Consider the following 13,767-nt stretch of genomic DNA (forward strand, 5'->3'; position numbering starts at 1 on the left):
ATGGACCTTACAAAAAAGAATTTACTCATCCTCCATCTTACCGTATTTGTTTGGGGCTTTACGGGCGTGCTTGGCAGGTTAATTTCCATTGATGCAGTACCTATGGTTTGGTACCGGGTATTGATTGCGGCAGCCACACTTTTCGCATGGTTTTTAATCACCAAAAAAAACATTGCGATCAGTAAAAAACAGTTTATCCAATTCTTTTTAACGGGTGGCATTGTAGCCATACACTGGATATTTTTCTTCCATGCCATTAAAGTTTCTACGGTTTCGGTAACCTTGGTCTGCCTCTCTTCCTTTACTTTATTTACGGCCATTTTAGAACCGCTGATCAAAAAACAGCCGATACAACCGGGCGACATCTTAATCGGTTTACTAATCATTCTGGGTATATATATGATCTTTAAATTCGAAGGGCAGTATACCTTAGGCATTATTTTCGGTCTTTTGGCAGCAGTCGCGTCCAGTCTTTTTTCAACGATCAATTCTACGCTGGTACAAAAAAGCGAACCATCCATCATCAGTTTTTACGAGCTTGTTGGTGCATTTTTCTGGATTACCCTATACCGTTTATATGATGGTACACTCTTACATACCGCATTCAATTTAAGCGCTAAAAACTGGTTCTATCTTATTCTTTTAGGTACACTTTGCACATCTGTCGCCTATGTTGCGGGCGTTGCCGTAATGAGAACTTTATCCGCTTTCAGGGTCGCTTTAATTACCAATCTGGAACCGGTATATGGCATATTGCTAGCCTTTATTTTCTTTCAGAGCAAAGAGCAAATGACAGGTGGATTTTACATCGGCGCAACGATTATACTGGCTTCTATTTTTTTCTATCCCATCTATAAAAAGAGAAAGAACCAGCTCTAAATCAAACGGCCGGAATAAGATATTTTGGAAAAAAAAACAACCGTTTTTTCATTGAAATAAATTAAGCTGAATGGCCAACTGCATCCCCATATTTTGGCGGTTTTTATTTATCCAGATTCCTTCACCGCTAAAAGTAAAGTCAAAAAACCTTGAAAAAAAACAGCTCAAAACATAAGCTATAAAAGGATCAAAACAAATCACTGAGATACCAATTCAGTAGCAGCAAAACTTGTCAAAGCCCAGTCCGTAAAACATATGAAGATGCTTTAGTAAAACGATAACAGCTACATCAAAACAAGCGTAAATACAAAAAGAAACTACCGGTTAAAAACGCTACATCCCGACAGATGAAAGAGCTAAAATAACTATATTTTATAAACACTTCTACCATCTCTAAAAAAGAATACGCATGCAAAAAACAACTGATACGATCCGATTTTCCGGTCTGAACAAGGTAATAAAATTCCTGCCGTAAGTTATAATCAAAGCACAACCAAGGTGGATTTTCAGATCCCTAAAATTATACATTTTTAACCGATAAAACCTGGGAAAGATTCAACACCGCCAGGCGAGATAATGTAGAAAAATACGGTACAAATAAGCCATGAACTGAACCTTTAAATCAAGATTAAAACTATAATTTAAACTGATCAAAAAGGGTGTTCTAAATAAAAATTATCTGAATGGCTCTACATTAAAAAATCCTTTAAACAGAAGCTCAATATAAAGCTGATCAAACACCTGTTTCAATATGAAATTGATTAAAAAGAATCAACCCATATAGCGTAAAAAATGGGAATGAAATTTAGTTGATCCAAAGGTCAAAACAATGAATCGTTTGACAGAAAAATACATCTAAAAATAGTGTAAAAAAAACAGATAAAACCTATCCAAAAACAGCTTAAAAAATACTGAAAAAATAAAGAATTTATCCCGATAAAAAGCTCGTTTAAATGTTCAAATAAAAGTGTCATTCCCACCGTAAAACCAACGTCAAAAAAGGCACGAAATCCAAGGATTTTTTTATTTAAGTGATGCAGATGTGTCCCCTGAAATCGGCTAAAAATTTCGAAATGATGATATGCCTGCTTTCAGCATGGCTTTCAATTGCAGCAGAAACATTTACGATACGGCCCAAAAACAGAAGTCATTTTAGCCATTAATCGTCATCAAAAAACCAAAAAATCCGGGTTGTAAACCTAAATTATTGGATCGTTTTTCATGCCTGAAGATGAAAAATCCCTGAATCCAGGTGATAAAGTAAAAAAAGACACCGCGACCAAAAAACTGCGTTTAAATAACAATTAAGGCACTTTTATCTAAAAAACCTAAATTTCTGTAAAACATCTTAAAAATCCCTTTGCCCGTGAATATCGCCAGGAAATGGCATTATCAACTCAAAATATTATCAATTTTAGGATCAAAATCATCAAAAAAACATACAAATTGATAGCACTGATTCCGTTTTTAAGCTAAAATTTCATCACCAAAAACATTGATTTACTGTGAAAATACCGTTCTGGAAGATCCATGATGCCCCTTTTAATTTGTATGCTGACGAGTAAATCCAGTCAATTCAATTAAAGTGGGAATAAAAACATCCGGAAATTATTTAGAAACCCCCATCACAATTACAAGACATTATGTCACTATAAGAAAATTATCGCGGCTAAAACCAAGCATTACGCACAGCTAAATTTTAAACTTTAATCAGTGATGATCACTTAAAACTATTGATCAATCAGGTCAATTCTATGTATTCAAGAAAATCAACCTTGCTATAGGGTTTTGCTTTCACCCAACCAAATTCCACGTGGTTCGTTAATCGTTTTAAATCTTCCATTGAATCGATAAATTTTATACTTCGTGCGTTTAGCCTGCAGGAGGGTAATCACTTTCCTTCAGCCATACAGAAATTATAATTGGTAGAAAAAAATTTCAGGAAAATCGATAATAAGTGTAAATTAATTGAATAATGCAGAAGAAAATAAAAACAAGCTTTTGAACGATTATCAGTTTCAATTCTGCTTAATTTTTCGTCTTAAAACAAACAATTTATCCATTTATATAAAATTCATTATCACTTAATAATCAATGAATTAAATATATTTATATAAATTATAAATTTAAAATTTACAATATCATAAAATCGAAAAAAACTAAATATTTTAGCAATTAGTTTATATGAATTTCAAAAAATCAAATAAAAAATTAATTATCAGGTATTTAACGTTAATTACTTTAAGTTTTATTTCGCCATCAGTTTTTGGACAGATTTTCAGCACTGCACAAAACCCACTTAGTGTAAAATGGAACTACATTTCATCAGGGGGCTTTAAAATCATCTACCCTCAGGAGCTAGAGAAAGAAGCCCAAAGAATGGCCAATACCCTACCCTTTATTTACAGCAAAATCGGTTTGGGTCTGAACCAGAAAAAAACCTCAATTCCACTACTTTTACAGAACCGTGGAACGGTAGCTAACGGCTTTGTTCAGCTGGGACCAAAGAAGTCGGAATTCTATGCTACCCCTCCCCAGTTTTTTGATAGTCAGGACTGGTTGAACAACCTTGCCGTTCACGAACTCAGACACATCGCACAGTTTGACAAATTGACAGGATCACAGAAACACCCCTTTCCAGAGCTGGTTTACTTCGCATACTTTGGAGCAGGTATACCTATCTGGTTTTTTGAAGGTGATGCAGTGGTGAACGAAACGGCCCTGACTTATTCCGGACGTGGCCGGCAGCCCAATTGGATCATGCCTTACCGGGCTTCGCTTTTGGAAGGAAAAAAATTGACTTACAGCAAAGCCTATTTTGGATCGAATAAAGAGGTAACACCGGGTTACTATCAAACAGGCTATTTGATGGTGTCTGACATGAAGGAAAAATACGGTCGGTTCATTTCAGACAGTTTACTTGGCGACATCAGGAAAAGACCATGGAGACTGTATCCATTTTCTAAAAGCTTAAAAAAATATACCGGCAAAAATACGCGTCAATATTTTTTATCTACCCAAAACAAGCTGGTTGAAATATGGAAAAAACAAGGAGAAAAAACCTTTACAGAAAGCTATGAAAGCTTAAATAAAAAAACAAAAACAGCAACGCATTATTTCTTACCGGTAAGATTAAATAAAAACCAGATTTTGGCCCTCAAGGAAAGCAAAACTGATGCCCGATATTTTGTGATAGTAAATGAAGATAAATCAGAGCAAAAACTGTTTGGAATTGGTTATCAGGAACAGCCCTGGTTCAGCTTAAAAAATGATCTTTTGGTGTGGGATGAAATCCGTTACGACCCCAGGTACAAACAGCGGAGTTATAGTGTAATCTGTTCGTATCATTTAAAGACTAAAAAATTCAATAAACTAAGCAGCAAAAGCAGGCTCTTCTCTCCCAGCCTATCTGAAGATGCCAAGAAAATTATCGCAGCCAAAGTAGAACTTAATAATCAGTTTAATTTAGTAGAAATCGATGCCAGCTCCGGAAAGATTTTAAAGACTTATGCAAACCCGGAAAATGAAATCCTGCAAACCCCTTCTTTCGATCAGTCGGGAAATAAGGTTGCCTATATCAGCGTAAGTGAGAAAGGAAAAAGTTTATGGCTGATGGATGGAGAAAAAAAATCTGCGCTCATTTCCAACAGCAGACAACAACTCAGTCGGCCGGTTTTCATTCATGAAAAAATTGCTTTCAATGCACACTTTAATGGGATTGACAATATTTATGAAATAGATCCTGTTTCGAAAAAAATCACCGCACTTAGCGCGTCGAAATATGGAGCTTTCAACCCTACGGAAAGCAGCGATGGAAAAATCATTTTTAATGATTATAAGATTAATGGCTACGAAATTGCCGAAGCCAATATTACCGATAAGCCAGTAGGCGAAAATAATTTTGTCGATTTTTCTGCAGCAGCAGAAAAGCAGGAAAATACAGGTAATGTTTTTCAGAACATTCCGGATAGCATTTACCCAACAGAGCGATACCATACGGCTTTAAATCTTTTCAATGTACACAGTATTGTTCCGGTAATTGATAATGAATATGTTTTTGGTTTAGAACTGCAATCAAACAACCTGCTTAACACGATGGATTTTTATTCTGGTGCAAAATACCACAGGGATTTGAAGCGCTTTGAATACACCGCAGACATAAGCTATAAAGCACTTTACCCCGTATTGAGCATCTTATACCGGAACAGACCTAAACGCACGTTCTACCGCGCTAAAAATGCGATACAGCAAGGCGATTGGCGGGAGAACTATATCAAGCTTAATGCATCCATTCCGCTATCGTTCAACGCACGAAACGACAACTATGCTTTTGCCCTGAATACGGCAACCAGTTATACGCAAAGATACATGCCTGAAAACATGCCTAGCGGTTTTATACAGGAACTTAAATTTCCGATGGAATACAATTTCACTTTTAACCACAGTGTTCGCACTACCGAAAGAGACATTGCCCCAAGGTGGGCGCAGGTGTTCAGGGCAACTTACAATCACCAGCCCTTTGATAAAAATTTGAAAGGAGAAATTTTCGCGCTTGAAAGTTTCCTTTACTTTCCGGGCTTGGCAAAAAACCACTCCTTTCTGGCGAGCTTCAATTATCAAAAAGCAACAGGGGTAAATCAGTATGCGACAGAGATTGCAACTGTTTATGGGTACAACAATATTTTAGCTAAAAGCAAACTACAAAATAGCCTGCTTTTCAATTACCGTTTCCCCTTTGCCTTTCCCGATTGGGAGTTAGGTCCGCTGGCTTACGTGAGGAATTTCAGGGCAGGGTTATTTTGCCACTATGAGAACATTGGCAAAGGTACAACCTTTAACGATCCAAAAACATATGGTGTAGAATTGAACACCAGTGTAAACATTTTACGCTATCAGCCTGTTGTAGATTTAGGGGCAAGATTGGTTTTTGTTAACCAGATTTACAATCAAAATCCGATATTAGAGTTTTCATTCAATTATAGCTTTTAAACCATGAGCGCAAAAACAATTTCCATTATTATTTTGACCGCATTGCTAACCGCCTTTTTATTTTTAAACAGTGATGAAGTACCCTTTAACTTTATAGTTGCAAACGATGTTCAGGTATCTAAGCTGATCGTTATTGGTGTTTGTATTATTGTGGGTTTTATTATTGGCTTTGTGGTAGGCAGACCCAGAAAAACGGTTAGCAGTTATGATGATGAGATTGAGAGAAATCAACCTACGATAGAAAATAAAAATACCTTAAGCGACGAGGATAGAGATTACATTAGCTAAAGCCCAAAAATTCCATGGTCTGTGTCTCACAGCCATCAAGATTTATTTTTCGTGCGTACAACCGGCTTTAATGAGATTAGCTTAAAGTGTTTTGAAAAGCAAGTTCTGCAGCGCTATTGTTTGACAGTCGGGCTTTTCGCTAAATCTTTTAAAATGCAATTGTCATGCTGAGGTACGAAGCATCTGTGTCATCGCTTACAGACGCTTCGTACCTCAGCATCACAGTAAAACGGAAGCAGGTACTAATTTTAAAAGGATATCGCTGCAATCCCGTTTAGGTGGATTGGCAACTGCAGCTCTTTGAGGGAGTAATAGCAAAGTGTAAAAAATATTTCTTACTCAATTTAGTGCCGTCATGATCTCCCCATAAAGAAGCCCGCTTCCACCACCATAATGTTGGATAATCTTCACACCGGGCTTAATTTCTGTTAATTTTTCCCTTAATGCCTTTTCACATCCGGCATCAATTCCGTTTCCGAGCAGAACCAGGTCTATGTGCTGTTCTCTGCAAATGGAAATGGCCTCATCATCCGAGCACACGCAAATTCCTTTCCACTCCGATCTGGCATTTAACAGCCGCGCCATTACGGTAGTAATTTCAGTATCTCTTCCGATATAAAGTATGGTAGTTTGCATATTTTTAATCAATAAACCCCGCAGGTTTTTGAACCTGCGGGGTTTGGTTAAATTTATTTTTAGTTTAATTCCATCGGCACATCCATTAACAAAACCTCTGCATCAGCAGTGTTGGCTTTAAAACTGATGCTATCGGTATCCCAAACACCTAAACCATCTCTTTTGCCCAACACCTGCCCGTTTATGGTTACTTCTCCACTGATCACAAAAGCATAAATACCATTGCCTGCTTTTTTGATTTTATATTCGGTTTCAAAACCTGCATCAAATTTACCTAACGAGAACCAGGCATCCTGATGGATCCATACACCAGCATCATCTGTATTGGGGGACAAAATCTGTTGAAAATTATTGTGCCTTGCTTCAACATCCAGCGTTTGCTGGTCGTAACGTGGCGTAACGTTTTTCTTGTTGGGGAACAACCAGATTTGCAGTAAATTTAATTGCTCATCTGCATTGGCATTAAACTCGCTATGACTTACACCTGTTCCGGCACTCATCACCTGGATTTCCCCATTTTTGATCACGGCCGAATTACCCATACTATCCTTGTGTGCAATGGCACCCGCTAACGGGATGGTAATAATTTCCATATTATCGTGCGGGTGGGTACCAAAGCCCATACCACCGTCAATCAAGTCATCATTTAAAACCCTTAAAACCCCGAAATGCATTCTTTCCGGATTGTAGTAATTCGCAAAACTGAATGAATGGTGTGCATTTAACCAGCCATGATTGGCATGACCGCGGGTGTTTGCTTTGTGCAAAATAAACTGTGACATAAATTTCCTTTCTTATTGATGATACAAATGTACAGCAGTGATATTGAACCGGCATTGATGTAGGGTAAGAAAGCGTAGTCTGGAGTTTTTTTCAGCAGTTTGCAGTTAACAACCGCTACACGCCATGCCTGGCCAATACAGTATCACTATTAAGTTCTCTTAAAGCACCTAAAGCCACCCAATCGGCTTTCTTATTATTCTGAGTCAGGATATTATTCGCCGTTAGGATAGCCTGCTCATGCAGGAAAGCATTTCGTTTGCCAATCTGCCTAAGGGCCCAGTTCATGGCTTTTTTAACGAAATTCCGGTGATCATAAGCCTCCCTTTCAATGATGGGTAGAAAACCCAAAAAAGTCTCATCCGGTTCTTTTTTAAGGTGTACTGCAGCTTCAGCCATCAATACAAAACCAGTACGCTTCACAAATTCTGCATCGGCCTGTGTAAATTCAAAAACCTTGGGCTTAAAATAAGGCGTTTTAACGAAAAGATTGCCACAAGCCTGATCACATATATCCCAGGAGTTAAAATCTCTTGTCCACGCATTTATCTGCGCTTCTCCAACCTTTTTATAATCGCCAATAAAGATAGCTAACAGACGGGCCTCATGAAATCCGGTTTCCCAAAGCAATAAAGAAAGTTCCTGATTTTTACCGACTACTTTGGCCAGCTTGCGGATAGCTGGCACACGGATACCATAGGCTTTGGAAGTATCAATCCCAAAATGGGCCATCTTTTTTAAGTATTCAGGCTCACTGATCGATTCGAGTTCGGAAAGAATAAAAGTAATATCATTCATAACACACTATAAAACGCTCATTTAGAGGTCAGATACTGGAAAAATTTTTACTGAATTCTTTAAAATCTAAACCGTTAAGCCAGGGCCTGCTCAATATCGGCCAAAATATCGTTGATATGCTCTAAACCGATCGATAAACGGATAGATCCCTGTTCAATGCCCACTTCATTGCGTTGCTCTTCAGTGAGTTTGCTGTGCGTACTGGTTGCGGGATGTGTCGCAATAGAACGCGTATCAGCCAGGTTTGCCGAGATCGAAAACAGTTGCAAACCGTCCATAAATTTACGTGCAGCATCTATACCACCATCAACCACAATGGTTACAATGCCTCCACCCTGTTTCATTTGCTTTTTAGCGATGTCATATTGAGGATGCGACGATAAAAACGGATATTTAACCAATTTAATTTTTGGGTGCTTTTCTAAATATTCAGCAACTTTTAAAGCGTTTTCGCAATGCCGGTCCATCCGGATAGCCAAAGTTTCTAAACTTTTAGATAATATCCATGCGTTGAAAGGTGATAACGCCGGACCGCTGTGACGGGCAAAACCAATCACATCTGCAATTAGTTCTTTGGCACCTAAAATAATCCCTCCTAACACACGGCCTTGCCCATCGATATATTTGGTAGCTGAATGGATAGAAATGTGCGCGCCAAATTTAATGGGCTGTTGCAGATATGGTGTGGCAAAGCAATTATCAACCACCAGCAAAATCTGATGTTTTTTAGCCAGATTGCCCAAAAATTCAAGATCGATGATGTCGATACCAGGATTAGACGGAGTTTCAACGAAAATCATTTTGGTATTGGGCTTAATCAAAGCCTCCCAGTCTTGTGGTTTATCTAAATCTGCATAATCGAAAGTTACCCCCCAATTGGAAAAAACATTGGTCAGCAATTGATGGGTCGATCCAAAAACCGATCGGCTTGACACCAAATGATCGCCGTTTTTCAAAAATGCACCAAACGTGGTAAAAATGGCGGCCATACCCGTTGCAGTGGCAAAACCATCTTCTGCACCTTCCAGCAGGCACATTTTTTCAATAAACTCTGAAGTATTTGGATTAGAATAACGGCTATAAACGTTACCCTCCTTTTCATTGGCAAACAGCGCACGCATTTCTTCTGCGTCATCGAACTTATAACTCGATGTCAGGTAAATCGGCGATGAATGCTCTTTATGTAAACTGCGTTCGGTTTGTGTACGTATAGCTATGGTTTCAAAATTTTCAGATTTCATTTTTAGTATCAAGATTTGGGTATCAGGTATCAGGATGCGTACCGAGTATCAAGAACTTATCTTGCTACTCCATACTTGCTACCTGTTACTGTTTATGGTATAAGTAAAATTAATTGTTGCTGAACGGCCTAAAATGTTCGATACGGAACAGTACTTATCGAAAGTCATCGCTAACGCACGCTCCACTTTTTTGATGCTTAAATCGCCGAATAAATCGAAATGGATATCGATTACATCAAAAATCGGAGGCATTTCTTCGTCTTTACGTGTGGCATTTATAGCGATTTTAATATCATCAAGCGGCTCCTTCTGCTTGGTAAGCACGTTTACCATATCAATGCCACTACAGCCCCCTAATCCGATAAGTAACATTTCCATCGGCCTGAAACCTTTTCCCTCGCCACCAATGGCAGCTTTGGCATCCAGCTCTACCGTAAAACCGCTCTCGTTTTCTGCCTCAAAATTAAATTTCCCGCTCTTGCGGACTAGATTTATATTCATATTAATTATATCGAGTATTGAGTATCAGGCCTCCAGACCTTAAGCCTTCTACCTTCCAACCCGCTTCCTTAAATTTATTATTTATACCCTAACATGTGTTTTCTGAACGCTATGCCCCCAGCTTATATACCATAAAATACAGCGTTGTTTTGCTCCAGTTCAGGCAACTTAACCGGATGGTCGAAAATTGCAAAAACCGACGAACCGCTGCCACTCATCAAAGCGAATGTTGCGCCTGCATCGTATAAACTGGTTTTTATTTGACGAATTTGGGGATACTTTGCGAATACCGATGGCTCGAAATCGTTGATAACCTTATTTTTCCATGTTGTTGGACACAAATGTATCATTTCTTTTAAAGATTGCAAAGGTTTCTGTGGTTTTACGTGCGCATAAGCATCCGCTGTACTAACATGTACAGGTGGTTTTACCAAAACCTTAAACCAGGCTGACAAGTCTACTCCGCACTTTTCAAATTCATCACCCTTATTAAATGCATAAACAGGCTTGTTTTCAATAAAAAATGCGCAGTCGGCCCCTAACTGACGTGCATAACCTTCCATTTTACCAACTGACAGCCCCAAACTGAATTTATCATTTAATAGTTTGATCAGAAAAGCACAATCAGCTGATCCTCCACCCAAACCTGCACCAACCGGAATATTTTTCAGCAAATTGATCTGCTGTGCAGGAATATCAAAATCCTTTTTCACTAACTGATAAGCTTTGAAACACAGGTTATCGTTCGGATCGCCTGGAATATCAATACCATGAATTTTGCAGGAAGTTATCGCTGCATCGGTAATTTCAACTGCATCCCTGATATCGACCGGATAAAAAACTGTTTCGAGATTATGATAACCGTCTGCACGTTTTTCGGTAATGTTTAGGCCAAGGTTTATTTTCGCGTTGGGGAAAGATAGCATTTTAGTCCTGAGTCTTAAGTCGTAAGTCTTGAGTCCTAATTGCAAAAACAGCAATTGGCTCATTTTGCAAACATACAAAGTGTTTTTTACTCCATGGGCTTTGGCGGTATTTTTATATTCATGTTTTGGAGCGCAATGACAGAAACTATTACTTCCTTTCTTCCCGTGTTCCGCTTTTACGCTTCGCTTCGTCGTGCCTCCTCACTGCGGGGTATCGCTGCACCCGGGGCTAATGAGCTGATTACTGCAACTATGCCCGGTTCGCACAAACCCTTAATCATAAACTGGTTGAAACACAAAGCCCGGAGCGAAGTATGAGTGAGGACTTGAAGTACAAAGCAGGACGAAAGGCCCCCATTACCGATGCACTTTCATTTCAAAAACAATTATCGGCCAAATGTTAGTAAATGCATAGTGTTTATAAAATTGATTTACAACACCTGATAAATTTTAGATATTTGTAATTAATTATTTATTTTAAATTTAAAACCCTTTAAGGGGTTTGGAGTGTATGAAACAATATTTAGATTTAATGCAGCATGTGCTTGATCATGGCGCACAAAAGCACGATCGTACAGGCACCGGAACCATAAGCGTTTTTGGCTATCAGATGCGTTTTAACCTTCAGGAAGGCTTTCCGATGGTAACCACGAAGAAACTGCATTTAAAATCTATTATCCACGAACTGATCTGGTTTTTAAGTGGTGATACCAACATCAAATACCTCAAAGAGAACGGTGTCCGGATCTGGGATGAATGGGCGGATGAGAATGGCAACCTTGGGCCTGTTTATGGCTCACAATGGAGAAGCTGGCCAACACCAGACGGGCAGCATATCGATCAGATTACCAATATGATCAATACCATTAAAAACAATCCCGATTCGCGCAGGATTATCGTTTCTGCCTGGAATGTAGCCGAAATCGAAAATATGGCTTTACCTCCTTGTCACGCTTTTTTTCAATTTTATGTGGCCGATGGGAAATTAAGCTGCCAGTTATATCAGCGAAGTGCCGATATTTTTCTGGGTGTCCCTTTCAACATTGCTTCATACGCCTTGCTTACCATGATGGTGGCACAGGTTTGCGGTCTTGAAGCCGGAGATTTTATCCACACCCTTGGTGATGCGCATTTGTACAATAACCATATCGAACAGGCCAACCTGCAGTTAAGCCGCGAGCCTAAACCGCTTCCAACGATGAAAATCAATCCTGATGTGAAAAGCATTTTTGATTTTAAGTTTGAAGACTTTACACTGGAAAACTATGAAGCGCATCCGCATATAAAAGGTGTTGTGGCGGTTTAAGGGAATTAGTATATTTGTATATGGAAACTTTTTTAATCAGCGTACCAGAAAAGAAAAGCAGTTTAGTTAAACAGCTTTTACAAGAGCTCGGGGTTGTTATCAATACCGAAACGGAAAAAAAACCGAACAAAATCACTGTGGCTTCGATGAAAAAGACTATTAAAGGTGAAGGATTAACAAAATCTTCCAGTCATTCGGATTTAATGGAAAAATTAAATTCATAACATGTACGCTATATCTTTTTCAAATCAGTTTAAAAAAGATTATAGGCGCTGCATAAAACGTAATTACGACATTTCTCTTTTAGAAACAGTACTTAAAATCCTTAGAGAGAATGGTAAGCTACCTCCAAAATACAAGTCACATATTTTAATTGGAAATTATAATGGCTTCTGGGAATGTCATATAAAAGGAGATTGGTTGATGACCTGGCTTCAGGATGATATTAAAAAAGAAATTTACCTTGATAGATTGGGAACCCACTCTGATCTATTTTAAACCATTAATATTTAATGAACAATATTTCAATAGCCGTAGCCGTTGGCGAAAATTACGCGATAGGTAAAAACAACCAGCTATTGTGGCACATGCCGGCCGATTTGAAGTTTTTTAAACAAACCACTTCCGGACATACCGTGATCATGGGTCGCAAAACGTTCGATTCCGTAGGCAAGCCATTACCGAACCGCAGGAACATTGTGATTACCAGAGATCCTGAATTAAAAATTGACGGTGTCGAGGTGGTTAATAGCTTAGATGAAGCTTTGACAATTACCAAAACAGAGGACAAACCAGTATTTATTGTTGGCGGTGCTGAGATTTATAAACAAGCATTGCCTAAAACGCAGATGCTTTATTTAACCACTATCCACCATAGTTTTGACGCCGATACTTTTTTCCCTGAAATTGACCGGAAAGAATGGAAAACAGTGAGCTGTGAACCACATAAAGCCGACGAAAAGAATAAGTACGACTACACTTTTGAGGTTTTAGAAAGGATTTAATTCAATTTAACCGCAAAGAACGCTGAGAACTTCGCAAAAACGCAAAGCACTTTTCTACAAGTTATCCGATGCTAATAGCACCTCTACCCCTGCCAGTTAAACCCGATGGCAGTGAGCATGGAGCGCAGCGAAATAAAACGGACAGCGGGACTGTGGGAGCCAAAGAAACACAGGTATTGCTTTCCAGCAAAAAGATCTTTAACTCGCTGGAAACTTATGAATGAAAAGATACTTCGTTCCTCAACATAACAACAGTTGAAAAAGTTGACACATCAGCCGGAGGAACCTCATCCCAAAAGCTGCTACAATTGCTTTCCAAATCAATTTCATTCTAAATTTAGCCCGCTAAAATAAATTCTGCCTGATGAATAGCTGAGGATTGATGCCCGATAAAAATTAATCTTAATAAATTATCAATT

13 protein-coding genes are annotated in these 13,767 nt (G+C 38.6%); 7 read left to right on the forward strand and 6 right to left on the reverse strand.

The genetic code is table 11. The annotated features are described in order from the left end of the window. From ACK1I8_RS11405 to ACK1I8_RS11415, 3 genes are all read left to right on the forward strand, one after another. Entirely contained in the window at positions 1-879 is an 879-nt protein-coding gene (locus tag ACK1I8_RS11405) for a DMT family transporter (RefSeq protein WP_412465514.1), read from the forward strand. Between the two features lie 2,184 nt (positions 880-3,063). Further along, positions 3,064-5,868: a hypothetical protein gene (locus ACK1I8_RS11410; protein ID WP_412465515.1), complete on the forward strand. Its 2,805-nt coding sequence runs from the start codon at positions 3,064-3,066 to the stop codon at positions 5,866-5,868. A gap of 3 nt (positions 5,869-5,871) precedes the next feature. Next, positions 5,872-6,156: a hypothetical protein gene (locus ACK1I8_RS11415; RefSeq protein WP_412465516.1), complete on the forward strand. Its 285-nt coding sequence runs from the start codon at positions 5,872-5,874 to the stop codon at positions 6,154-6,156. A 339-nt stretch (positions 6,157-6,495) separates the two neighbouring features. On the opposite strand, the gene ACK1I8_RS11420 is transcribed toward ACK1I8_RS11415, so the two are convergent. The 6 genes from ACK1I8_RS11420 to ispE form a co-directional block, all read right to left on the reverse strand. Next, positions 6,496-6,792, reverse strand: a complete 297-nt coding sequence (locus ACK1I8_RS11420; protein ID WP_412465517.1) for a hypothetical protein — start codon at positions 6,790-6,792, stop codon at positions 6,496-6,498. A gap of 59 nt (positions 6,793-6,851) precedes the next feature. Then, a complete protein-coding gene (locus ACK1I8_RS11425; RefSeq protein ID WP_412465518.1) occupies positions 6,852-7,574 on the reverse strand; it encodes a pirin family protein in 723 nt (240 codons plus the stop codon). A gap of 115 nt (positions 7,575-7,689) precedes the next feature. Beyond that, the gene (locus tag ACK1I8_RS11430) at positions 7,690-8,370 is read right to left on the reverse strand and encodes a DNA alkylation repair protein (protein WP_412465519.1); all 681 of its coding nucleotides are present in this window, start codon (positions 8,368-8,370) and stop codon (positions 7,690-7,692) included. A gap of 74 nt (positions 8,371-8,444) precedes the next feature. Further along, positions 8,445-9,611 (reverse strand): trans-sulfuration enzyme family protein, encoded by a 1,167-nt coding sequence (locus tag ACK1I8_RS11435; RefSeq protein WP_412465520.1) that lies wholly within the window; start codon positions 9,609-9,611, stop codon positions 8,445-8,447. Between the two features lie 78 nt (positions 9,612-9,689). Then, positions 9,690-10,112: an OsmC family protein gene (locus ACK1I8_RS11440; protein ID WP_412465521.1), complete on the reverse strand. Its 423-nt coding sequence runs from the start codon at positions 10,110-10,112 to the stop codon at positions 9,690-9,692. Positions 10,113-10,234: 122 nt separating this feature from the next. After that, the gene (gene ispE, locus ACK1I8_RS11445) at positions 10,235-11,038 is read right to left on the reverse strand and encodes a 4-(cytidine 5'-diphospho)-2-C-methyl-D-erythritol kinase (protein ID WP_412465522.1); all 804 of its coding nucleotides are present in this window, start codon (positions 11,036-11,038) and stop codon (positions 10,235-10,237) included. A 511-nt stretch (positions 11,039-11,549) separates the two neighbouring features. On the opposite strand from ispE, the gene ACK1I8_RS11450 reads away from it, so the two are divergent. The 4 genes from ACK1I8_RS11450 to ACK1I8_RS11465 are packed head-to-tail and all read left to right on the forward strand — an operon-like array spanning position 11,550 to position 13,348. After that, entirely contained in the window at positions 11,550-12,344 is a 795-nt protein-coding gene (locus tag ACK1I8_RS11450; protein WP_412465523.1) for a thymidylate synthase, read from the forward strand. Between the two features lie 20 nt (positions 12,345-12,364). Beyond that, positions 12,365-12,568 carry a hypothetical protein gene (locus tag ACK1I8_RS11455; protein ID WP_412465524.1) on the forward strand — a complete coding sequence of 68 codons (204 nt, stop codon included), beginning with the start codon at positions 12,365-12,367 and terminating at the stop codon, positions 12,566-12,568. A gap of 1 nt (position 12,569) precedes the next feature. Then, entirely contained in the window at positions 12,570-12,842 is a 273-nt protein-coding gene (locus ACK1I8_RS11460; protein ID WP_412465525.1) for a type II toxin-antitoxin system YafQ family toxin, read from the forward strand. 14 nt (positions 12,843-12,856) lie between these two features. Next, positions 12,857-13,348: a dihydrofolate reductase gene (locus ACK1I8_RS11465; protein WP_412465526.1), complete on the forward strand. Its 492-nt coding sequence runs from the start codon at positions 12,857-12,859 to the stop codon at positions 13,346-13,348. Positions 13,349-13,767: the final 419 nt, after the last annotated feature.

Origin of the sequence: Pedobacter sp. KLB.chiD, assembly GCF_047040275.1 — a bacterium.
Classification (GTDB): Bacteria; Bacteroidota; Bacteroidia; order Sphingobacteriales; family Sphingobacteriaceae; genus Pedobacter.

Excerpts from the sequence above, each read along its gene's own strand:
- ACK1I8_RS11460 (WP_412465525.1), top strand. The coding sequence starts at position 12,570 with ATGTACGCTATATCTTTTTCAAATCAGTTTAAAAAAGATTATAGGCGC.
- ACK1I8_RS11440 (WP_412465521.1), bottom strand. The coding sequence starts at position 10,112 with ATGAATATAAATCTAGTCCGCAAGAGCGGGAAATTTAATTTTGAGGCA.
- ACK1I8_RS11425 (WP_412465518.1), bottom strand. The coding sequence starts at position 7,574 with ATGTCACAGTTTATTTTGCACAAAGCAAACACCCGCGGTCATGCCAAT.
- ACK1I8_RS11450 (WP_412465523.1), top strand. The coding sequence starts at position 11,550 with ATGAAACAATATTTAGATTTAATGCAGCATGTGCTTGATCATGGCGCA.
- ACK1I8_RS11410 (WP_412465515.1), top strand. The coding sequence starts at position 3,064 with ATGAATTTCAAAAAATCAAATAAAAAATTAATTATCAGGTATTTAACG.
- ispE (WP_412465522.1), bottom strand. The coding sequence starts at position 11,038 with ATGCTATCTTTCCCCAACGCGAAAATAAACCTTGGCCTAAACATTACC.
- ACK1I8_RS11435 (WP_412465520.1), bottom strand. The coding sequence starts at position 9,611 with ATGAAATCTGAAAATTTTGAAACCATAGCTATACGTACACAAACCGAA.
- ACK1I8_RS11430 (WP_412465519.1), bottom strand. The coding sequence starts at position 8,370 with ATGAATGATATTACTTTTATTCTTTCCGAACTCGAATCGATCAGTGAG.
- ACK1I8_RS11465 (WP_412465526.1), top strand. The coding sequence starts at position 12,857 with ATGAACAATATTTCAATAGCCGTAGCCGTTGGCGAAAATTACGCGATA.
- ACK1I8_RS11405 (WP_412465514.1), top strand. The coding sequence starts at position 1 with ATGGACCTTACAAAAAAGAATTTACTCATCCTCCATCTTACCGTATTT.
- ACK1I8_RS11420 (WP_412465517.1), bottom strand. The coding sequence starts at position 6,792 with ATGCAAACTACCATACTTTATATCGGAAGAGATACTGAAATTACTACC.
- ACK1I8_RS11455 (WP_412465524.1), top strand. The coding sequence starts at position 12,365 with ATGGAAACTTTTTTAATCAGCGTACCAGAAAAGAAAAGCAGTTTAGTT.
- ACK1I8_RS11415 (WP_412465516.1), top strand. The coding sequence starts at position 5,872 with ATGAGCGCAAAAACAATTTCCATTATTATTTTGACCGCATTGCTAACC.